Raw genomic sequence first — 21,716 nt, 5'->3', positions numbered from 1 at the left:
AGGATTCACCATGTCTGTAATCAAGATGACCGATTTGGATCTTGCTGGTAAACGTGTTTTTATCCGTGCGGATCTGAACGTACCAGTTAAAGAAGGGAAAGTGACCAGCGATGCGCGTATCCGCGCTTCCCTGCCGACCATCGAACTGGCCCTGAAACAGGGTGCTAAAGTGATGGTTACTTCCCACCTGGGTCGTCCTACCGAAGGCGAGTACAACGAAGAATTCTCTCTGCTGCCGGTTGTTAATTACCTGAAAGACAAACTGTCTAACCCGGTTCGTCTGGTAAAAGATTACCTCGACGGCGTTGAAGTTGCTGCCGGTGAACTGGTGGTTCTGGAAAACGTTCGCTTCAACAAAGGCGAGAAGAAAGACGACGAAGCGCTGTCCAAAAAATACGCTGCACTGTGTGACGTATTCGTGATGGACGCATTTGGTACGGCTCACCGTGCGCAGGCTTCTACTCACGGTATCGGCAAATTTGCTGACGTCGCATGTGCCGGTCCGCTGCTGGCTGCAGAACTGGACGCGCTGGGTAAAGCGCTGAAAGAGCCGGCTCGTCCGATGGTGGCTATCGTGGGCGGTTCTAAAGTTTCCACCAAACTGACCGTTCTGGATTCCCTGTCCAAAATCGCTGATCAACTGATCGTTGGCGGCGGCATTGCGAACACCTTCGTTGCCGCTCAGGGCCACAATGTGGGCAAATCCCTGTACGAAGCCGATCTGGTTGACGAAGCGAAACGTCTGCTGACCACGTGCGATATTCCAGTTCCGACTGACGTTCGCGTCGCGACCGAGTTCTCTGAAAGTGCTGCTGCAACGCTGAAATCCGTCAACGACGTGAAAGAAGACGAGCAGATCCTGGATATCGGTGACGCTTCTGCACAGCAGCTGGCTGAAATCCTGAAGAATGCGAAAACCATTCTGTGGAACGGCCCGGTTGGCGTGTTTGAATTCCCGAATTTCCGTAAAGGGACTGAAATCGTGGCTAACGCGATTGCTGACAGCGACGCGTTCTCTATCGCAGGCGGCGGTGACACGCTGGCGGCTATCGACCTGTTCGGTATTGCTGACAAAATCTCCTACATCTCCACTGGCGGCGGCGCATTCCTCGAATTCGTGGAAGGTAAAGTTCTGCCTGCAGTAGCGATGCTCGAAGAGCGCGCTAAGAAGTAAGACACTCAAGGGCAGGGAAACCTGCCCAATTTTCAGCGCGCTTTAGTGGCACGCACCCCTTTCCAAGGCCGAAGATACAGGACTCGTAACATGTCTAAAATTTTTGATTTCGTAAAACCTGGCGTTATCACCGGTGATGACGTACAGAAAGTTTTCCAGGTAGCAAAAGAAAACAACTTCGCTCTGCCAGCAGTTAACTGCGTCGGTACCGACTCTATCAACGCCGTTCTGGAAACCGCTGCAAAAGTTAAAGCGCCGGTCATCGTACAGTTCTCCAACGGTGGCGCTGCGTTCATCGCGGGTAAAGGCGTGAAAACTGACGTTCCTCAGGGTGCGGCAATCATGGGTGCGATCTCTGGTGCGCACCACGTACATCAGATGGCTGAGCACTACGGTGTTCCGGTTATCCTGCACACTGACCACTGCGCGAAGAAACTGCTGCCGTGGATCGACGGTCTGCTGGACGCAGGTGAAAAACACTTCGCGGCGACCGGTAAACCGCTGTTCTCTTCTCACATGATCGACCTGTCTGAAGAGTCACTGGAAGAGAATATCGAAATCTGTTCCAAATACCTGGCGCGCATGTCCAAAATGGGCATGACCCTGGAAATCGAACTGGGTTGCACCGGCGGTGAAGAAGATGGTGTGGATAACAGCCACATGGACGCTTCTGCTCTGTACACCCAGCCGGAAGACGTGGATTACGCGTACACCGAGCTGAGCAAAATCAGCCCGCGCTTCACTATCGCGGCTTCCTTCGGTAACGTACACGGCGTGTACAAGCCGGGTAACGTGGTTCTGACCCCGACCATCCTGCGCGACTCTCAGGACTATGTTTCTAAGAAACACAACCTGCCGCACAACAGCCTGAACTTCGTCTTCCACGGTGGTTCCGGTTCTACCGCTCAGGAAATCAAAGACTCCGTAAGCTACGGCGTAATCAAAATGAACATCGATACCGATACCCAATGGGCGACCTGGGAAGGTGTTCTGAACTACTACAAAGCGAACGAAGCGTATCTGCAGGGTCAGCTGGGCAACCCGAAAGGCGAAGATCAGCCGAACAAGAAATACTACGATCCGCGCGTATGGCTGCGTGCTGGCCAGACTTCCATGATCACGCGTCTGGAACAGGCTTTCAAAGAACTGAACGCCATCGACGTGCTGTAATCAGGTCCGTTGTTGGTAAAAATGGCTTCCTTCGGGAAGCCATTTTTTTGCGTTGTTGCCGGAGAGGTTCGCCATCCGACAATGACAAACGGCAGGAGGCTACTGCGTCACGCAGGTGCCTTTCTCGCCCATTAATATCTGCGGCGCATCTTTCAGCGCGCCAATAAACGCCAGGCGTCCGGTTTGCTTAACAAACTGGATCACCGCCGCCGCTTTTGGCCCCATAGCGCCATCCGGCGCTGCAAACGGCGCCAACTCTTCTGTTGTGACATGTCGCAACGCACGCGCCTGCGGAGTGCCCCAGTGTTCATAGACGGCATCGGCATCGGTCAGGATCAGCAGATGATCGGCGTTGATGGCATTCGCCAATACCGCGGCTGTCAGATCTTTATCGATCACCGCTTCAGTTCCCAGGTATCCGTTACCCTGAGCCACCACCGGAACGCCGCCGCCGCCACAGCAAATCACCGTATGCCCCGCTTCCATCAGCATCTGGATGGCCTCGCCGTCGAGGATGTTTTGCGGTATCGGTGAGGGAACGACCCGGCGAATGTATTGCCCATCCGCCTTCATCGTCCAGCCATAGCGTTGTTCCAGTTCAGCTTGTTGATCCGGTTGATAGACAGGGCCAATGTACTTACCCGGAGCGACAAATGCCTCATCCTGCGGGTCTACTTCTACCCGTGTCATCAGCGTGGTCACAGGGCAACCCCCCGTATTTTGCGTCAGCGCCTGGGCGATGGCGACACCAATCATTCCCTGGCTTTCGGCCACCAGGATATCCAGCGGCCAGGCGGGTGATTCCGTGTAGGCCGCGTTCTGCAACGCCAGCAGCCCTACCTGAGGCCCGTTTCCGTGAACAATCACCAGTTGATAATCGCGAGCCAGGGTCGCCACCCGTTGCGCAAAAACCTGAATGCTGCGTTGTTGGTTTTCCGCACTCAATATCTCTCCGCGCTGTAATAATGCATTCCCACCCAGCGCAATGACCAGTTTCTTTTTCATTATGACCTCAATGTGCAAAATATCTCGTGGTCAAAATAACGTTCCGGGTTTTTTATAATGTGACTTATTCGACAGCTTATTGACTGATAAAAATAACGCGTTAATTAGGATTGTTTTTAATGACTTTGTTTAAAATATTTAAAAAATGATTGTTAGACTTTTTTTAATAATGTTGCGGTCAATTCCCAGGAATTTATAACAATGGATTTTGTGTGACTTTGCTCAAACGAAATGATGTCGCAGCCCGATATGGTGAGCAGAGTTAAAACATCAAGCCTCATCAATCGTCAGATAATCTGAGGTGTTCAACGGTAAATATTACCGGGAGATTGCTTATGTCTGAATCATGTGAAGTGACTGAGGTCACGAAGAAAAAAGGAATACCGGCCTGGTGGGTGACCATTTTCCTGTTCTGGCTGGGATGGATTTTCATGTATGCCGACCGGACGGTATTGAACCCGGTGATGGGCGAACTGGAGAAAGAGTTTGGCCTAAGTGGAACACAATTAGGCATTCTTAATTCTGTGTTTTATTTTTCTTATGCGTTATTACAGGTCCCGGCCGGAATACTGGGTGACAAAATCGGTAAGAAAAAAGTGCTGGTGCCTGGCTTTATTCTCTTTGGCGTTTTCACGGCCGTTACCGGTTGGGCAAAAAGTTGGTACACGCTGCTGTTTGCCCGCGTGGTCACGGGCGCGGGAGAAGGGACCTATTACGGTCCACAGTACGGCCTTTCTTCCGAGCAAATCCCCAAAAAATATCGCTCGCTTGGCAGCGCAATTATCAATAGCGGCATGGCCTTCGGTATCGCGCTGGGACTGATGACCTCAAGCTGGCTGGTGTACGATCAGGGTCATTCATGGCGGATGCCGTTCTACGCGATGGCGGTTCCTTCGGTACTGGTGGGAATTGCGATCTGGCTGTTTGTGAAAGAAAAGAAACGCACCGTAGATACCGACGGTCAGCCGGTAAAAAAAGGCAAATTCAGCGATCTCCTGAAAAACCGCAATCTCGTTCTGACCTATATCATGGTGTTCTGCAGCCTGTTTGGTTTCTTCGTTATTCTGACCTGGCTTCCCTATTATCTGCAAAATGAACGTGGTATTGCCGGTAGCGAAACCGGGTTTATCTCTTCGTTGGTCGCCTGGATTTCAATCCCTGGCGCGCTGTTATTCTCCAGCCTGTCTGACAAATTAGGTAAGCGCAAACCGTTAATTATGTTCCTCGTCCCGGTGGCGATCATCAGCATGCTGTCCATTGTCTGGATGCCAAATATGACCGGCGTGATTGTCGCCCTGTGTGTTTACGGTCTCGTCGGCAAACTGGCGCTGGATCCCGTGCTGGTTGCGCTGGTTGCCGATAGCGTTGATGAAAATAATTACAGCACCGCGTTTGGCTTATTTAATTTTATCGGCATGAGCTCTTCTATTCTTGCGCCCATTATTGCTGGTGCGGCGCGCGATATAACGGGCAGCCTGGCTTCCAGTTTTTATGTATCAGCCATTCTGTTAGCGATTGGATTGGTTGCGATGCTGTTTTTGAAAGAAAAACGTACATAAGAGGTAGCGGTAATGATTTACGCCTTTATTAAAAAGGGAAGCTTTCAGGACTCCGTCAGCCTGATGATCATTTCCCGGAAATTAAGTGAGCGACCGGAAGTTGACCAGGTTTCCGTGATGATGGGAACGCCAGCGAATAAAGCGATGCTGGATTCTACGGGCTTCTGGCATGACGATTTTGTCGAGGCCACACCGAACGATATTTGTGTGGCGGTACGAACGCATGACGAGCAACCTGCGATCCTCGAATTAATTCGCGAACAGCTGGAAAAAGAGTTGAGCGCAATTGCCAGCGCCTCAGGCAGTTCACAGCAACTGCTGAAGGCGCGTCGCTGGGAGAGCGCGTGCCAGAAATTACCGCAGGCCAATCTGCTGCTGGTTTCGGTTGCCGGGGAGTATGCGGCCTCCGTCGCTAAAGAGGGGCTGTTGGCCGGTAAAAACGTGATGATGTTCTCCGATAACGTACCGCTGGAGCAGGAAGTTGAGCTGAAAACGTTGGCTCGCGAGAAAGGGCTGATCGTGATGGGGCCGGATTGCGGGACGGCGATGATTGCCGGTAGCCCACTGGCTTTCGCGAACGTGTTGCCCGACGGCGGGATTGGCGTAATTGGGGCGTCCGGAACGGGTATTCAGGAGGTCACCTCTCAGATTGCGCTGCACCAGCAGGGGATCAGCCATGCCATCGGTTTGGGGGGGCGTGATCTGAGTGCGGAAGTGGGAGGCATCAGTGCGTTAACGGCGTTGGAGATGCTGGCGGCTGATGATGCCACGCGGGTGATCGCGTTTGTCTCCAAGCCGCCGTCGCCGCAGGTCAGAACCCGCATTATCAATGCGATGCAAAAGGTAGGTAAACCGGTGGTCGCGCTCTTTCTCGGGAATAAACCGGAACAGCGCCGTGAAGGGAATGTCTGGCTGGCGAATTCGCTTTCAGATGCCGCCCAACTGGCCGTGTTGCTGATGCGCGTGGCTCAGCAGCGCCTGATTCAACCTGAGGTGGCAGGAAAAGGCATTTATGGGCTGTATGCCGGCGGAACCCTCGCGGCTGAAGCGGCGATGTTGCTTTCGGCCGGGCTGGGTGTGCCGGTGAGCGAAAGCCACGCTGCTGGCGTCATGCTCGACGCGCAGGGCCATCGCATTGTCGATCTGGGGGATGACAGCTACACGTTGGGCAGACCACACCCGATGATCGACCCGACAACCCGCAGCATTGAAATCGAAAAGCTGGCAGCGATGCCGGACGTGGGCGTGCTGCTGCTGGATGTAGTGCTGGGCTATGGCGCTTGTGCTGACCCGGCGGGCGCCGTTGTTGAGGCTGTCGAGCAGGTTCGCGCAACGCGGAACGCGCCGCTGGTCACCATCGCCACCCTGACCGGAACCGATGCCGACCCACAGGGACGCAGTGGACAAACTGACATCCTGCGTGATGCAGGCATCGCCGTGGTGGAAACCCTGGAAGAGGCCGTGTTGCTCGCAATCAGCCTGACACATCATCAGGACTCCCGCCCATCCGTTGAACCTAACCCTTTGCTGGATGGCGTACAGGTGATCAATGCCGGACTGCGCAGCTTCGCGTTGGATCTGCAAAGCAGCGGCACGCCGGTTGTGCATTATCAGTGGGCGCCGATTGCCGGTGGCAATGCGCGTCTCGCCAGTTTACTCAAGCAGTTACATTAATTCAGAGGTACCGATATGTATTCATCAATTGCACAGGCCAACGACGCCATTATTGAACGCATCAAAGCCGCCCGCCCGCACTGGGTTGCTGTCCGTCCTGCGAAAGAGGCGGTGGTTGAATTGTCCTCCGGGCGTAAATTGCTGCACGCCGGCCCGCCGATTGCCTGGGAAGAGATGACGGGGCCCATGCGCGGCGCCTGTATCGGCGCATCGCTGTTTGAGGGGTGGGCAACCACTGAAGAGGAGGCCGTCAGTCTCCTGAGCCAGGGCGAAGTGGAATTTATCCCGTGCCATCATGTCGGCGCCGTCGGCCCGATGGGCGGCATCACCTCGGCGAATATGCCAGTGTTGGTCGTACGAGACGTGGTGCACGGCAATCAGTCCTGTTGCAACCTGAACGAAGGGATTGGCAAGGTCATGCGTTTCGGCGCCTACGGTGAGGATGTGCAGACGCGTCTACGCTGGATGCGCGATACGCTGGCACCGGTGTTACAGGAGGCCTTATCGTGCATGGATAACGGCGTGGATCTGACGGCGATGATGGCCCAGGCGATTACGATGGGGGACGAATTCCATCAGCGTAATATCGCGGCCTCGTCGCTACTGCTGCGCACGCTGTCCCCTGTGATTGCCGGTCTTGACCGCCCGAAAGCCGAAATCATTGAGGTGCTGCAATTCCTGAGCGTGACCGATCAGTTCTTCCTTAACCTGGCGATGGCCTACAGCAAAGCGGTGATGGATGCGGCGGCAGTGATTAAAGCCGGTTCGGTGGTGACGGCAATGACGCGCAACGGGCGTGAGTTCGGGATTCGCGTCAGCGGCACCGGCGACCGTTGGTTTACCGCGCCAGTGAATACACCGCAGGGTTTGTTCTTTACCGGCTACAGTCAGGCTGACGCTAACCCGGATATCGGTGATAGCGCCATTACCGAGACGCTGGGCATCGGTGGCGCAGCCATGATTGCCGCGCCTGGCGTGACGCGTTTCGTCGGCGCGGGCGGTATGGGGGCCGCGCTGGAAACGTCCGAGGAGATGGCGGAAATCTACCTCGCCAACAACCCTTTGTTCCAGATCCCGTCCTGGGATTTCAAAGGGGCGTGTCTGGGGCTGGATATCCGTCGCGTCGTGGAAACGGGGATTACGCCGCTGATCAACACCGGTATCGCTCACCGCGAAGCCGGAATCGGTCAGGTTGGCGCAGGGACCGTACGCGCACCGTTGTTGTGCTTTGAAAAAGCGCTGGAAGCGCTGGCGGAAGAACATCACATCACGGCGTAACAGCAATGCCCGGTGGCGCTAACGCTTACCGGGCCTACGGATCTGCGTCAATCGTAGGCCGGATAAGGTGAAGCCGCGATCCGGCATTTCGGAGCAACCTATGTTCATTCTCAATGCCCTGGCCTGCGCCGGGCTTTATCGACTTCCAGAGGGTGAATGGACGCTGCACAGTCGCTTCTCCCAGGCGATCAATTTCAGCCATGCAAACGGAGAATTACTGACGTTATACCGCTACGGTAAAGGCATGGGGCCGACCGGCGTACTGTTGAGTCGTGCACAGTTTTCCCGCCTGACGACGGTTTCGCGCCTGTGCAAAACCGGGGATCTGCTGACCGGGCAGGGGGTAACCCTTCGCCCCCAGCGCCAGCTCAGGCTGCAACTGACTCCTTCCGCCATCGCACTGCTCGACCTGTCTTCTTGTGTCCAGCAAACGGGTTTGGGGGGCACACTCAATCAGCCACTCCATACCCTGTCGTGCTATTCAGAGATTGTTGCCGGGCTGGAGCGTTGGGCGAAGGGCGCCGCGCCTGACTGGCGCTGGCTTATCGGACGAGGCCCCGGACTCACGCCCAGCGGTGATGATATGCTTACGGGAATGCTGGCGGTCTTTATTGCTGCCGGGATACCGGTTCACCTTTTTTTACCCCCGGCGGATCAACTTGCGCGGCTGACAACTTCGGTAAGCTGTAGCTATCTTAATAGCGCCAGAGTGGGCGAATTTTCGACGCCGGTGTTGGGGGTGATGCGCAGCTTGCAAACCGGGCGTGACGCAGGCCACGCACTTCGTCGTCTGCTCACGGTGGGGCACACCTCCGGCGCTGACACTGTGTTAGGGATTGCGCTGGCGCAACGCTGGTTGCAGATGGCTGACTCAAGGGGAAAGCATGCTCGATCAGGAAACAATACGCACATTTATTCGGGTAGCTGAGACGGAGAGTTTTTCCCGCGCTGCCAGCTCACTGCATAAAACGCCTGCGGCAATCAGCTACCGCATCAAAACGCTCGAGGAGCAGGTGGGGACGCAGCTCTTTTTACGAACCACGCGTTCCGTCAGCCTGACGTTGGCCGGTCAGCATCTGCTCGAACATTGTCGCCAGTGGCTTAACTGGCTGGACGCCATGCCTGATGAGTTGCAGCAGATTAATGCGGGCGTTGAGCGTCAGGTTAATATCGTCATCAACAATTTGCTCTATCAGCCGCAGACGACCGCCGATTTACTGACGTGGCTGCATCAACAATTTCCCTTCACCCGTTTCCAGATCTCCCGCCAGGTCTATATGGGCGTGTGGGATTCGTTGCTGTATGACGACTATCAACTGGCGATTGGCGTGACCGGTTCCGAATCGCTGTCAAACAACATTTCGCTGCTGCCGCTGGGGGACATTAGCTGGCAGTTTGTGGTGGCGCAGAATCACCCGCTGGCCAGCCATCCGGCAACGGTGTTATCGGATGATATGCTGCGTCGCTACCCCGCTATCAATATTGAAGATACGTCGCGCACGCTCACCCGTCGCGTGGCCTGGCTGCTGAGCGGACAAAAGGAAATTAAAGTCCCGGATCTCAGCACCAAGCTGGCCTGTCACTTAAGTGGCCTGGGCGTCGGTTTTTTACCGGAACGTCTGTGTCGACCTTACGTAGAATCCGGTGCACTGGTGGCTCGTTCGGTGGTGAACCCTCGCCAGCCGTCACCGCTCTCTATCGCCTGGAAGAATGCCGGAAGTGGAAAAGTGGTCAGTGAAATCGCCGCAATTTTTAAACAAAAACATGTGCTGGTGGGGGGATTTTTGCGGATGGTGGATCGTCCCGCATAACGGCAATAGTCGTGATATCCAGAATTGGAACATAACGGAAATGGCATATTCACCCATTATTGTTTACCTTTAACGGGGTGTTTTCGTGAGATTGATCTCATTTGCTTCTGATTTGTTATGACCAAGGAACATGTAATGGAAGATTTGAATGTTGTCGACAGCATCAACGGTGCGGGGACCTGGCTGGTCCGCAACCAGGAATTGCTGTTGAGCTATGCCGTCAACATCGTGGCGGCAGTGGCCATTGTTATTGTCGGGATGATCGTGGCGCGCCTGGTGTCGAATACGGTTAACCGCCTGATGGTGGCGCGTCATATCGATGCCACCGTGGCAGACTTTCTTTCCGCGCTGGTGCGCTACGGAATTATTGCCTTCACGCTGATTGCCGCACTGGGCCGGGTAGGGGTACAGACGGCGTCGGTGATTGCGGTGCTCGGTGCCGCCGGTTTAGCGGTTGGTCTGGCGTTGCAGGGATCGTTGTCTAACCTTGCCGCAGGCGTTCTGCTGGTCATGTTCCGTCCGTTCCGTGCCGGTGAGTATGCGGATCTGGGCGGCGTTGCCGGGACGGTGCTGAATGTGCAGATTTTCTCCACTACCATGCGAACCGTGGACGGTAAAATTGTCGTGATCCCGAACGGTAAAATCATTGCCGGCAATATCATCAACTTTTCCCGCGAGCCGGTACGCCGTAATGAATTTATTATCAGCGTCGCTTACGACTCTGATATCGATAAGGTGAAACAGATCCTCACCGGGATTATCGAGTCAGAAGATCGCATTCTGAAAGATCGTGAAATGACGGTGCGTCTGAATGAGTTGGGCGCGTCGTCGATTAACTTTGTGGTGCGCGTCTGGAGCAACAGCGGCGATCTGCAAAATGTGTACTGGGACGTGCTGGAGCGGATTAAGCGTGAGTTTGATGCCGCTGGAATCAGCTTCCCGTATCCGCAGATGGACGTGAATTTCAAACGCGTGAAAGAAGGCGCGGCAGAATAATGATATGCCGGATGCGCACCGTGGCATCCGGCAACCTTCCCTCGTCATTAATTTCCCTAATCCGCGATTAATATTATCCATTTCCGCTAATAATCATCCCGCGCTATAGTCTGCGCTATAGAGACAATGCTCAGGATGATTACCGTGATATCGTATTATTTTCAAGGTCTTGCGCTTGGTGCAGCCATGATACTTCCGCTCGGCCCGCAGAATGCTTTTGTGATGAATCAGGGGATTCGTCGCCAGTATCACATCATGATTGCGCTACTGTGCGCCGTCAGCGATCTGCTGCTGATTTGCGCCGGGATTTTTGGCGGCAGCGCATTACTGATGCAGTCGCCGTGGCTGTTGGCGCTGGTCACCTGGGGCGGTGTCGCCTTTTTGCTGTGGTACGGCTTTGGCGCCTTAAAGACGGCGATGAGCAGCAATCTGGAACTGGCCAGCGCGGAAGTGATGAAGCAGGGGCGCTGGAAGATTATCGCCACCATGCTGGCGGTGACATGGCTGAATCCACACGTCTACCTGGATACATTCGTGGTGCTGGGCAGTCTGGGTGGACAACTGGATGTCGAACCCAAACGCTGGTTCGCGCTCGGCACCGTCAGCGCCTCCTTCTTGTGGTTCTTCGGTCTGGCGTTGCTGGCGGCGTGGCTTGCGCCGCGACTGCGCACGGCTAAAGCGCAGCGGATCATCAATACGCTGGTCGGTCTGGTGATGTGGTTCATCGCTTTTCAACTGGCAAAAGAAGGCGTTGCGCATGTTCACGCCTTGTTCAACTAAGCGCCAGTCCGTTACGCTCCAGGCGTTGTCTGATGGACAACGCACTATTTCGCGCTAAGCTTGCCTGCATGCGCCCTGAAATTTGGGGCAATTTACGTAACATGGAGGAGCGACAGTGAAGTTCAAAGTGATGGCCCTGGCGGCATTAGTGGGATTCAGTGCAATGTCGGTGCAGGCAGGCGAATTGCCTGACGGACCGCACATCGTGACTTCCGGGACGGCAAGCGTGGACGCTGCACCTGATATTGCCACGCTGGCAATTGAGGTTAATGTTGCGGCGAAAGACGCAGCGACGGCGAAGAAACAGGCTGATGAGCGCGTTGCGCAATACCTTTCTTTCCTTGAGCAAAATCAGGTCGCGAAAAAAGACATCAGCTCAGCGAACCTGCGCACTCAACCGGATTACGACTATCAGAATGGGAAAAGCGTTCTGAAAGGGTATCGTGCGGTACGTACTGTCGAAGTGACGCTGCGTCAGTTAGATAAACTCAACCCGCTGCTGGACGGCGCGTTGAAAGCGGGGCTGAACGAAATTCGTTCCGTTTCGTTGGGCGTGGCGCAACCGGATGCTTATAAAGACAAAGCGCGTAAAGCGGCGATTGATGATGCTATTCATCAGGCGCAGGAACTGGCGGCCGGTTTTAACAGCAAACTGGGTCCGGTTTACAGCGTGCGTTACCATGTCTCGAACTATCAGCCAAGCCCGATGGTGCGGATGATGAAAGCGGATGCGGCACCGGTGTCAGCGCAGGAAACTTACGAGCAGGCGGCGATTCAGTTTGATGATCAGGTCGATGTGGTGTTCCAACTGGAACCTGCAGCGGGTCAGCAACCGGCAACGGCTAAAGCGCAATAATCGAAAATGCCGGATGGCGCTGCGCTTATCCGGCCTACAGATACGCGTCCTGTAGGCCGGATGAGGCATTTGCGCCACCATCCGGCAATCTTACTGATTACTTCGCGATACGTTTGTACTTGATACGCTTCGGCTCCAGCGCGTCTGCGCCCAGCGTGCGTTTCTTGTACTCTTCGTATTCAGTGAAGTTACCTTCGAAGAACTCCACTTTCCCTTCATCCTGGTAGTCCAGAATGTGGGTGGCGATACGGTCAAGGAACCAACGGTCGTGCGAGATAACCATTGCGCAACCCGGGAACTCCAGTAGGGCGTTTTCCAGCGCGCGCAGGGTTTCGATATCCAGGTCGTTGGTCGGTTCATCGAGCAGCAGCATGTTGCCGCCAACCTGTAACAGTTTCGCCAGATGCAGACGACCACGCTCACCGCCAGACAGTTCGCCGACGCGTTTGCCCTGATCAACACCTTTGAAGTTAAAGCGGCCCACATAGGCGCGACTTGGCATTTCGGTGTTGCCGATCTTCATGATATCCAGCCCGCCGGACACTTCTTCCCACACGGTTTTGCTGTTATCCATGGCATCACGGAACTGATCGACGGAAGCCAGCTTAACGGTTTCACCCAGCGTAATGGTGCCGCTGTCTGGCTGTTCCTGACCGGACATCATACGGAACAGGGTGGATTTACCCGCGCCGTTCGGACCGATGATCCCGACGATTGCGCCTTTCGGTACGGAGAAGCTCAGATCGTCAATCAGCACGCGGTCGCCGTAGGATTTACGCAGGTGGCTGACTTCAACGACTTTATCGCCCAGACGCGGTCCAGGTGGAATAAACAGTTCGTTGGTTTCGTTACGTTTCTGGTATTCAGTGTTGTTCAGCTCTTCAAAGCGTGCCAGACGGGCTTTGCCCTTAGACTGACGGCCTTTCGCGCCCTGACGAACCCACTCCAGCTCTTTCTCGATAGATTTACGGCGCGCCGCTTCCTGAGAGGCTTCCTGTGCCAGACGCTGATCTTTCTGCTCAAGCCAGGAGGAGTAGTTACCTTCCCACGGAATACCTTCGCCGCGGTCAAGTTCGAGGATCCAGCCTGCGACATTATCGAGGAAGTAACGGTCGTGGGTAATTGCCACCACGGTGCCTTCGAAGTCGTGCAGGAAGCGCTCCAGCCAGGCCACGGATTCTGCATCCAGGTGGTTGGTCGGTTCGTCGAGCAGCAGCATGTCAGGTTTTTCTAACAGCAGACGGCACAGTGCGACACGGCGACGTTCACCCCCGGAGAGGGTCGCGATTTTGGCGTCCCAGTCTGGCAGACGCAGGGCGTCGGCAGCGCGCTCCAGTTGCACGTTCAGGTTATGACCGTCGTGCGCCTGAATGATCTCTTCAAACTTGCCCTGTTGCGCGGCCAGTTTATCGAAGTCGGCATCCGGTTCGGCATATTTCGCGTAAACCTCATCCAGACCTTTCAGTGCGTTGACCACTTCCGCCACCGCTTCTTCAACAGACTCGCGTACGGTGTGTTCAGGGTTAAGCTGAGGTTCCTGCGGCAGGTAACCAATTTTGATGCCAGGCTGCGGGCGGGCTTCGCCTTCAATATCTGTATCGATGCCCGCCATGATGCGCAGCAGGGTGGACTTACCGGCACCGTTAAGGCCCAGTACGCCGATTTTTGCGCCAGGGAAGAAGCTCAGCGAGATGTTTTTAAGAATATGACGTTTCGGCGGAACGACTTTGCCGACACGATGCATGGTATAAACGAATTGGGCCACGTTGGACTCGCCTCTGTATTTATCGTGATGAATATACCCGTCATACTTCAAGCTGCATGTGCGTTGGCTGCACTCGTTCACCCCAGTCACTTACTTATGTAAGCTCCTGGGGAATTTACTCCCTTGCCGCCTTCCTGCAACTCGAATTATTTAGGATATAGATGTTTTCAGAGGCGAAGTGTAGCCTTTTTCCCTTCTCAATCCCAGCCAGCAGATCTCACTCGCAGTAAAAGTAAAAAAGTGTCCGCGACGTGGCGTAAATGCCAATGACTGGTTAGCATGAAATCATTAGGCGGCATGAGGCTGCAACGACGTATCATATTTAGAGGAAGAGCTTGTGGACAAAGCCCAACGATTTACCTGGCGTCTTATTGCCGCCGGCGTGTGCCTGCTGACGCTAAGTCAGGCTGCGCGAGCCGATTCACTGGATGAACAGCGTAACCGTTACGCACAAATTAAGCAGGCCTGGGATAACCGACAGATGGATGTCGTGGAGCAGATGATGCCAGGCCTGAAGAATTACCCCCTGTATCCCTATCTGGAATATCGGCAAATCACCGATGATCTGATGAATCAGCCGACCGTCACGGTGACCAACTTTGTCCGTGCCAACCCAACCCTGCCGCCAGCGCGTACGCTGGAATCGCGTTTCGTAAACGAGCTGGCGCGGCGTGAAGACTGGCGCGGATTATTAGCATTTAGCCCGGAGAAGCCGAGAACCACCGAGGCGCAGTGCAATTACTATTACGCGAAGTGGAATACCGGGCAAACGGAAGAGGCCTGGCAGGGGGCAAAAGCGCTGTGGCTGACCGGTAAAAGCCAGCCCAATGCCTGTGACAAACTGTTCAGCGTCTGGCGCGCGTCTGGCACACAGGATCCGCTCTCTTACCTGGAGCGCATTCGCCTGGCGATGAAAGCGGGCAATACCGGACTGGTGACGGTACTGGCCGGGCAGATGCCGGCGGAGTACCAGACGATTGCGTCAGCGATTATCTCACTGGCGAACAATCCGAACAGCGTCATGACCTTTGCGCGCACCACCGGCGCGACCGATTTCACCCGTCAGATGGCCGCGGTGGCCTTTGCCAGCGTCGCTCGTCAGGATGCGGAAAACGCACGTCTGATGATTCCGTCACTGGTGCAGGCGCAGCAGTTGAATGAAGATCAAACCCAGGAACTGCGCGATATCGTCGCCTGGCGATTAATGGGCAACGACGTCACCGACGAGCAGGCGAAATGGCGAGACGACGCGATTATGCGCTCGCAGTCCACCACGCTGGTGGAGCGTCGGGTGCGCATGGCGCTCGGGACTGGCGATCGCCGTGGCCTGAACACCTGGCTGGCGCGTCTGCCGATGGAAGCGAAGGAGAAGGACGAATGGCGCTACTGGCAGGCCGATTTGCTGCTGGAGCGGGGACGGGAAGCGGAAGCAAAAGAGATCCTGCATGCGCTGATGCAGCAGCGCGGTTTCTACCCGATGGTGGCAGCGCAGCGTCTGGGAGAAGAGTACGTTCTGAAAATTGATAAAGCGCCGGGCGATGTGAATAACGCGTTGACTCAGGGAGCGGAAATGGCCCGCGTTCGCGAACTGATGTACTGGAATATGGATAACACCGCCCGCAGCGAATGGGCGAATCTCGTCACCAGCCGGACGAAGACGGAGCAGGCGCAACTGGCGCGTTATGCCTTCAATAATCAGTGGTGGGATCTGAGCGTGCAGGCGACGATCGCCGGTAAACTCTGGGATCATCTGGAGGAGCGCTTCCCGCTGGCGTATCAGGATCTCTTTACCCGCTATACCCGCGGCAAAGATATTCCGCAAAGCTATGCGATGGCGATCGCGCGTCAGGAAAGCGCCTGGAACCCGAAGGTGAAATCGCCGGTCGGCGCCAGCGGGCTGATGCAGATTATGCCAGGTACCGCGACGCACACGGTGAAGATGTTCTCTATTCCGGGTTACAGCAGCCAGAATCAGTTACTGGATCCGGAAACCAATATCAACATCGGCACCAGCTACCTGCAGTACGTCTATCAGCAGTTTGGCAATAATCGGATCTTCTCGTCAGCGGCTTACAACGCCGGACCCGGGCGCGTGCGTACCTGGCTTGGCAACAGCGCAGGACGGATCGACGCCGTGGCGTTTGTCGAGAGCATTCCCTTCTCGGAAACGCGTGGCTATGTGAAGAACGTGCTGGCTTACGATGCTTACTATCGCTATTTCATGGGGCAGAAAGACACCCTGATGAGCGATTCTGAGTGGCAGAGACGTTATTAATCTGGTGGGTTATGTTATGATTTGTACTCGTGTGTGAGTACAACAGGGCGGCATAACATGACCCAGCATTCCCCTTATTCATCGGCGATGGCCGAACAACGTAATCAGGAGTGGCTTCGTTTTGTGGAGTTGCTCCGCCAGTCTTACGCAGAGGATCTGCACTTACCGCTGTTGCAACTGATGCTGACCCCGGATGAGCGCGAAGCGCTGGGGACGCGTGTACGCATTATCGAAGAGTTATTACGTGGCGAAATGAGCCAGCGCGAGCTTAAAAACGAGCTGGGTGCAGGGATTGCCACTATTACCCGCGGCTCTAACAGCCTGAAATCTGCCCCGGTTGAATTGCGTCAGTGGCTTGAAGCCGTATTGTTGAAAAACGCCTGAAAAGCGTTTTCGTAGGCCTGATAAGCGTAGCGCCATCAGGCTCGCAACCGCACCATCGCCGGATGACGACGTCGTCTTATCCGGCCTACACTCTCACTGATAAATTGCGTTATGAAACGGGCTGAGCGCCAGAATCACCGCCTGGTGGTAGACGCTGGCGCGCGTCAGTTTCCCGGCGGTAAACACGCCAATCGCCCCTTCTTTTCGGCCAATCTTATCGATACCTGTGTAGTGTGACATCACCGGGCCCAGCGCTTCACCCTCGCGCACTTTTTCAAGGATCACCGCAGGCAGTGGCAGCGTTGCAGAACGCGCTTCACCGCGCTGGGTTGCGTTTTCGACAACCACCCAACTGAAGGTTGCGTCTTCATCGATACCCGCTTCGATGGCTACCCAGAAGTCGGCATCGGGGCGCGCACGACGAGCGTTTTCGACCCGATTCCGTGCGCCAGCACGCGTTTCAGGACTTCCGATGGGTTGTTCCGGTACGCCGCTATCGACGTCCACGGACTCAATATGGCAGGATCCTTCACCGAAGATCTCGTTAAATGCCTGCAGAATTGCCTGAATTTTGGCGGGATTGGTGGTTGCTGAGACAACATGGTGCATAATTAAGCTCGATTTTATAAAAACTCTTTGCAGTATACGGAAAAATAGCATGTTACAGGTATACCTTGTTCGCCACGGTGAAACGCAGTGGAACGCCGAGCGACGCATTCAAGGCCAGTCCGACAGTCCGCTGACCGCTAAAGGTGAGCAACAAGCTATGCAGGTAGGTGACCGCGCGAAAAGCCTCGGTATCACCCACGTCATTAGTAGCGATTTGGGACGTACCCGCCGCACCGCTGAAATCATCGCCCAGGCCTGTGGTTGTGATGTCACCTTAGATGCTCGCCTGCGCGAGCTGCACATGGGCGTGCTGGAAAAACGTCATATTGATACCCTGACCGAAGAAGAAGAGAATTGGCGTCGCCAGTTAGTCAACGGCACCGTCGACGGACGTATTCCCGAAGGGGAGTCGATGCAGGAGCTGAGCGATCGTGTTCATGGCGCGCTCGCCGCGTGCCTGGATCTGCCGCAGGGGAGTCGTCCGCTGTTGGTCAGTCATGGCATTGCGCTGGGCTGTCTGGTCAGTACGATTCTGGGGCTTCCTGCCTACGCTGAACGCCGCTTGCGCCTGCGTAATTGCTCGATTTCGCGGGTGGATTATCAGGAAAGCTTGTGGCTGGCGCCGGGATGGGTGGTCGAAACGGCAGGGGACATCTCGCATCTGGACGCCCCTGCGTTGGATGAGCTACAGCGCTAACGGCGGATCGGAATCAGGAATTCGCAGCGTAGGTTAATAGGGCGGTCACCGGCTTTGGCATCTTCAGCCGGGTAGTACCGCTCGATATCCTGGCCCTTACGGCGTGTCAGGTTCAGGAGCGGCATGCAGGTACCATAGACCGTCAGGATGAACTCCTGAACGCCCGTTCCCAGCCCCTCGTAAGTAAACATCACATACTCGCCGCCCTGTAACAGCACCGGTTGTGCCGACTGTACGTAACCGTTGGCTTGATCCTGCGGCAGCGCGGTGGTGTAGAACACTTCCTGTTCGTCATCTTTTTCATGACTGGGACGCGTTTCGTTCAGGCCATAGAGTACTGGCGGAATTGTTGGCGCGTGGCCGAGGAAATCGTGCCAGAACTGATAGCGCATTTCGTGGCGGAAATCGGAAATTTGTTCCAGCGAACACGAGTAACTCTGTGTGACACCCAGCAGTTGCATATCTTCCAGAGTGACAAACTTATGTTCAGGCATAGCAAATTCGCCCAGACGCAGAGGCGGGCGAATACCGTATGCGCTCCATTCCGGTGAACGGCGATACAGTGCAGGCGTCTGGGAAAACTGTTTCTTAAAGGCGCGGGTGAACGTTTGTTGAGAGTCGAAGCGGTACTGCAGGGCAATATCCAGAATCGGACGAGCCGTCAGGCGAAGCGCAACGGCGGATTTCGATAAGCGGCGCGCGCGGATATACGCGCCAATCGCATGGCCCGTCACGTCCTTAAACATTCTCTGCAGGTGCCACTTGGAATAACCCGCTTTCGCCGCCACATTATCAAGCGACAGGGGTTGATCCAGATGACCTTCCAGCCAGATTAATAGGTCGCGAATAATGCCGGCCTGATCCATAAAATATCCTCATCCTTTCAACTACAAACACCTGACATCAGATTATTGGATAATAGCATTTTTTGCTGTTTTAGCATTCAGTGTTTTTTTTGCGCATTAATGCTTTTTTTGGATTCGATAAAACGAGATTATTGTAATCCTGTGATCTGTAAACAGTTTCTTTTACAATGTCGAATAATTGCGCAGCGTAAAATTTAATAATGGTAACAATATGAAATACAAGAGTTTAATCCTTTCCTCCTTGTTGGTCATGCTGGCACCGCTGGCATCTGCCGAGCAGATCGGTTCCGTCGATACGGTGTTTAAGATCTTTGGACCGGATCATAAAATTGTCGTGGAGGCGTTTGACGATCCCGATGTTAAAAACGTGACCTGCTACGTCAGTCGTGCCAAAACCGGTGGCATAAAAGGCGGGCTGGGGCTGGCAGAAGATACTTCTGATGCCGCCATCTCCTGCCAGCAGGTAGGACCGGTAGAACTGAGCGACAGAATCAAGAACGGTAAAGCGCAGGGCGAAGTGGTCTTTAAGAAACGCACCTCGCTGGTCTTCAAATCCTTACAGGTCGTGCGTTTCTATGATGCCAAACGCAACGCGCTGGCCTATCTGGCCTATTCCGACAAGGTGGTCGATGGGTCGCCGAAAAATGCCATTAGCGCGGTACCTATCATGCCGTGGCGCGAATAACAGGGAAGCATTATGCAGCAGGTGTCGGTCTGGCTGGTGGAAGATGAGCAGGGTATCGCGGATACCCTGATTTATATGCTCCAGCAGGAAGGGTTTAGCGTGGAAGCCTTTGAGCGCGGGCAGCCCGCGCTGGACAAAGCGCGTCATCAGTGCCCGGATGTGGCGATTCTCGATGTCGGGTTGCCGGATATCAGCGGCTTTGAGCTGTGCCGACGATTGCTGGAGTACCATCCGGCATTACCGATCCTCTTTCTGACGGCGCGCAGTGACGAGGTGGATCGTCTGCTGGGGCTGGAAATCGGTGCCGACGATTACGTCGCCAAACCGTTTTCGCCGCGGGAAGTCTGCGCCAGAGTCCGCACGCTGCTACGTCGTGTGAAGAAGTTTTCCACGCCGTCGCCTGTTGTCAAAACCGGCCATTTTGAGCTGAATGAACCGGCTGCCGAAGTGGCCTGGTTTGGCACGCCCCTGTCGCTCACGCGCTATGAGTTTTTGCTGCTGAAAACGCTGCTGTTATCCCCAGGGCGTGTCTATTCGCGCCAGCAACTGATGGATATCGTCTGGGCCGATGCGCAGGATACATACGACCGGACGGTCGATACGCACATCAAAACGCTGCGCGCCAAACTGCGCGCTATCAACCCGACGCTCTCGCCGATCAACACGCATCGTGGAATGGGCTACAGCCTGAGGAGCCTCTGATGCGCATTGGCATGCGTTTGCTGTTGGGCTATTTCCTGATTGTCGCTGTTGCCGCGTGGTTTGTTCTCTCTATTTTTGTACAGGAGATTAAACCTGGCGTACGGCGTGCAACAGAAGGGACGCTGATCGATACCGCCACGCTGCTGGCGGCGCTGGCGCGTGACGATCTCCTGTCGGGTAACCCGGCGCATGGCCAACTGGCGCAGGCGTTTACGCAACTGCATAACCGTCCCTTTCGTGCCAACATCAGCGGAATCAATAAAGTCCGCAACGAATACCATGTTTACATGACGGATGCGCAGGGCAACGTGGTGTTTGACTCCGTCAATAAAGCGGTCGGGCAGGATTACTCTCGCTGGAACGATGTCTGGCTAACGCTGCGTGGGCAGTATGGCGCGCGCAGTACGCCGCAGGATCCCGCCGATCCGGAAAGCTCGGTCATGTATGTTGCAGCGCCGGTTGTCGACAACGGAAAGATCATCGGCGTGCTCAGTGTGGGAAAACCCAATGCCGCGATGGCACCGGTGATTAAACGCAGCGAACGGCGGATCCTTTGGGCCAGCGCAATTCTGCTTGGCATTGCGCTGGTGATTGGTGCCGGGATGGTCTGGTGGATTAACCGTTCGATTGCCCGCCTGACGCGCTATGCGGATTCCGTAACCGAAAACCAGCCGATGCCGCTGCCCGAACTGGGCAGCAGTGAGTTGCGCAAGCTGGCGCAGGCGCTGGAGAGTATGCGTCTGAAGCTGGAAGGCAAGAATTACATCGAACAGTACGTGTACGCGCTTACCCACGAGCTGAAGAGTCCGCTGGCAGCCATTCGCGGCGCGGCGGAAATTCTGCGGGAAAATCCGCCTCCGGACATTGTTAAGCGCTTTACCGACAATATTCTCAGCCAAAATGCGCGGATGCAGGCGCTGGTTGAAACCTTGCTGCGCCAGGCGCGGCTGGAAAACCGTCAGGATATTGCCCTCTCTCCGGTTGAGGTCGATGAACTGTTTGCGCAAATCAGCGACGCGCGCGCTATTCAACTGGCGACGAAGGCGATATCGCTGGAGATTGTCCCCTCGGCGTTAAGCGTCTCTGCGGAGCCGGCGCTGCTGGAACAGGCGTTGGGTAACCTGCTGGACAATGCCATAGATTTCACCCCGGCAGGCGGAGCGATCACCCTCAGCGCACAGGCGCATGCAGAGATGGTGACGCTGACGGTGGCTGATACCGGTACAGGCATTCCTGATTTTGCCTTACCGCGGATATTTGACCGCTTTTACTCACTGCCGCGTGAGAATGGCCTCAAAAGCAGCGGTTTGGGACTGGCGTTCGTCCGCGAAGTGGCGCGACTGTTGAAGGGGAGTGCGGAATTACGTAACCGGCCGGAAGGCGGCGTTGAGGCCACGCTCACACTTCACCGTCACTTCACATAACTTCAA

The 21,716-nt window shown here is 55.2% G+C and carries 20 protein-coding genes; 16 read left to right on the top strand and 4 right to left on the bottom strand.

The annotated features are described in order from the left end of the window. Positions 1-10 precede the first annotated feature (10 nt). Complete coding sequence (gene pgk, locus WM46_RS14935; protein WP_042324055.1) at positions 11-1,174, top strand: phosphoglycerate kinase; 1,164 nt, start codon at positions 11-13, stop codon at positions 1,172-1,174. Positions 1,175-1,264: 90 nt separating this feature from the next. After that, positions 1,265-2,344, top strand: a complete 1,080-nt coding sequence (gene fbaA, locus WM46_RS14930; protein WP_042324053.1) for a class II fructose-bisphosphate aldolase — start codon at positions 1,265-1,267, stop codon at positions 2,342-2,344. Positions 2,345-2,443: 99 nt separating this feature from the next. Here fbaA and WM46_RS14925 read toward each other — a convergent pair whose 3' ends face one another. Beyond that, positions 2,444-3,349, bottom strand: coding sequence for a carbamate kinase (locus tag WM46_RS14925; RefSeq protein WP_102602670.1), 906 nt, complete (start codon positions 3,347-3,349; stop codon positions 2,444-2,446). A gap of 335 nt (positions 3,350-3,684) precedes the next feature. Between WM46_RS14925 and WM46_RS14920 the strand changes: the two genes are divergently transcribed. The 8 genes from WM46_RS14920 to WM46_RS14885 all read left to right on the top strand — a co-directional run bounded on the left by WM46_RS14920 (position 3,685) and on the right by WM46_RS14885 (position 12,303). Then, complete coding sequence (locus WM46_RS14920; RefSeq protein ID WP_061076348.1) at positions 3,685-4,908, top strand: MFS transporter; 1,224 nt, start codon at positions 3,685-3,687, stop codon at positions 4,906-4,908. Between the two features lie 12 nt (positions 4,909-4,920). Further along, positions 4,921-6,582, top strand: a complete 1,662-nt coding sequence (locus WM46_RS14915; RefSeq protein WP_102602669.1) for an acyl-CoA synthetase FdrA — start codon at positions 4,921-4,923, stop codon at positions 6,580-6,582. A 15-nt stretch (positions 6,583-6,597) separates the two neighbouring features. Next, complete coding sequence (locus tag WM46_RS14910; protein ID WP_102602668.1) at positions 6,598-7,860, top strand: DUF1116 domain-containing protein; 1,263 nt, start codon at positions 6,598-6,600, stop codon at positions 7,858-7,860. A 100-nt stretch (positions 7,861-7,960) separates the two neighbouring features. Beyond that, entirely contained in the window at positions 7,961-8,788 is an 828-nt protein-coding gene (locus tag WM46_RS14905) for a DUF2877 domain-containing protein (protein WP_102602667.1), read from the top strand. Beyond that, positions 8,745-9,671 (top strand): HTH-type transcriptional activator AllS, encoded by a 927-nt coding sequence (gene allS / locus WM46_RS14900; RefSeq protein ID WP_102602666.1) that lies wholly within the window; start codon positions 8,745-8,747, stop codon positions 9,669-9,671. The genes WM46_RS14905 and allS overlap by 44 nt, the downstream gene beginning before the upstream one ends. Positions 9,672-9,806: 135 nt before the next feature. Further along, positions 9,807-10,667 carry a small-conductance mechanosensitive channel MscS gene (locus WM46_RS14895; RefSeq protein ID WP_061076352.1) on the top strand — a complete coding sequence of 287 codons (861 nt, stop codon included), beginning with the start codon at positions 9,807-9,809 and terminating at the stop codon, positions 10,665-10,667. 144 nt (positions 10,668-10,811) lie between these two features. Next, on the top strand, positions 10,812-11,447 hold the full coding sequence (gene argO / locus WM46_RS14890) for an arginine exporter ArgO (RefSeq protein ID WP_061077976.1): 636 nt from the start codon (positions 10,812-10,814) through the stop codon (positions 11,445-11,447). Positions 11,448-11,562: 115 nt separating this feature from the next. Next, positions 11,563-12,303 (top strand): oxidative stress defense protein, encoded by a 741-nt coding sequence (locus tag WM46_RS14885; protein ID WP_061076353.1) that lies wholly within the window; start codon positions 11,563-11,565, stop codon positions 12,301-12,303. 97 nt (positions 12,304-12,400) lie between these two features. Here WM46_RS14885 and ettA read toward each other — a convergent pair whose 3' ends face one another. Beyond that, the gene (ettA, locus tag WM46_RS14880) at positions 12,401-14,068 is read right to left on the bottom strand and encodes an energy-dependent translational throttle protein EttA (protein ID WP_102602665.1); all 1,668 of its coding nucleotides are present in this window, start codon (positions 14,066-14,068) and stop codon (positions 12,401-12,403) included. Positions 14,069-14,405: 337 nt separating this feature from the next. On the opposite strand from ettA, the gene sltY reads away from it, so the two are divergent. Next, entirely contained in the window at positions 14,406-16,343 is a 1,938-nt protein-coding gene (gene sltY / locus WM46_RS14875; protein ID WP_102602664.1) for a murein transglycosylase, read from the top strand. Positions 16,344-16,400: 57 nt separating this feature from the next. Next, positions 16,401-16,727, top strand: a complete 327-nt coding sequence (gene trpR / locus WM46_RS14870; protein ID WP_046497355.1) for a trp operon repressor — start codon at positions 16,401-16,403, stop codon at positions 16,725-16,727. 93 nt (positions 16,728-16,820) lie between these two features. Here the strand turns inward: trpR and yjjX are convergent, their stop codons facing one another. Continuing rightward, entirely contained in the window at positions 16,821-17,336 is a 516-nt protein-coding gene (yjjX, locus tag WM46_RS14865; protein WP_102602663.1) for an inosine/xanthosine triphosphatase, read from the bottom strand. A gap of 49 nt (positions 17,337-17,385) precedes the next feature. On the opposite strand from yjjX, the gene gpmB reads away from it, so the two are divergent. Next, complete coding sequence (gene gpmB, locus WM46_RS14860) at positions 17,386-18,033, top strand: 2,3-diphosphoglycerate-dependent phosphoglycerate mutase GpmB (RefSeq protein ID WP_061076357.1); 648 nt, start codon at positions 17,386-17,388, stop codon at positions 18,031-18,033. On the opposite strand, the gene robA is transcribed toward gpmB, so the two are convergent. Then, positions 18,030-18,899 carry an MDR efflux pump AcrAB transcriptional activator RobA gene (gene robA, locus WM46_RS14855; protein WP_061076358.1) on the bottom strand — a complete coding sequence of 290 codons (870 nt, stop codon included), beginning with the start codon at positions 18,897-18,899 and terminating at the stop codon, positions 18,030-18,032. The genes gpmB and robA overlap by 4 nt on opposite strands. Before the next feature lie 211 nt (positions 18,900-19,110). On the opposite strand from robA, the gene creA reads away from it, so the two are divergent. The 3 genes from creA to creC are packed head-to-tail and all read left to right on the top strand — an operon-like array spanning position 19,111 to position 21,710. Beyond that, the gene (gene creA, locus WM46_RS14850) at positions 19,111-19,584 is read left to right on the top strand and encodes a protein CreA (protein ID WP_061076359.1); all 474 of its coding nucleotides are present in this window, start codon (positions 19,111-19,113) and stop codon (positions 19,582-19,584) included. Positions 19,585-19,596: 12 nt separating this feature from the next. Then, the gene (creB, locus tag WM46_RS14845; RefSeq protein ID WP_102602662.1) at positions 19,597-20,286 is read left to right on the top strand and encodes a two-component system response regulator CreB; all 690 of its coding nucleotides are present in this window, start codon (positions 19,597-19,599) and stop codon (positions 20,284-20,286) included. After that, on the top strand, positions 20,286-21,710 hold the full coding sequence (gene creC / locus WM46_RS14840; protein WP_102602661.1) for a two-component system sensor histidine kinase CreC: 1,425 nt from the start codon (positions 20,286-20,288) through the stop codon (positions 21,708-21,710). Before creB ends, creC begins: the two co-directional genes overlap by 1 nt. Positions 21,711-21,716: the final 6 nt, after the last annotated feature.

The sequence above is a fragment of the Citrobacter freundii complex sp. CFNIH2 genome, assembly GCF_002880615.1.
Classification (GTDB): domain Bacteria; phylum Pseudomonadota; class Gammaproteobacteria; order Enterobacterales; family Enterobacteriaceae; genus Citrobacter_A; species Citrobacter_A amalonaticus_F.
Note: the sequence above shows the minus strand (reverse complement) of the source record. Positions and strands in the feature narration are given on the sequence as shown.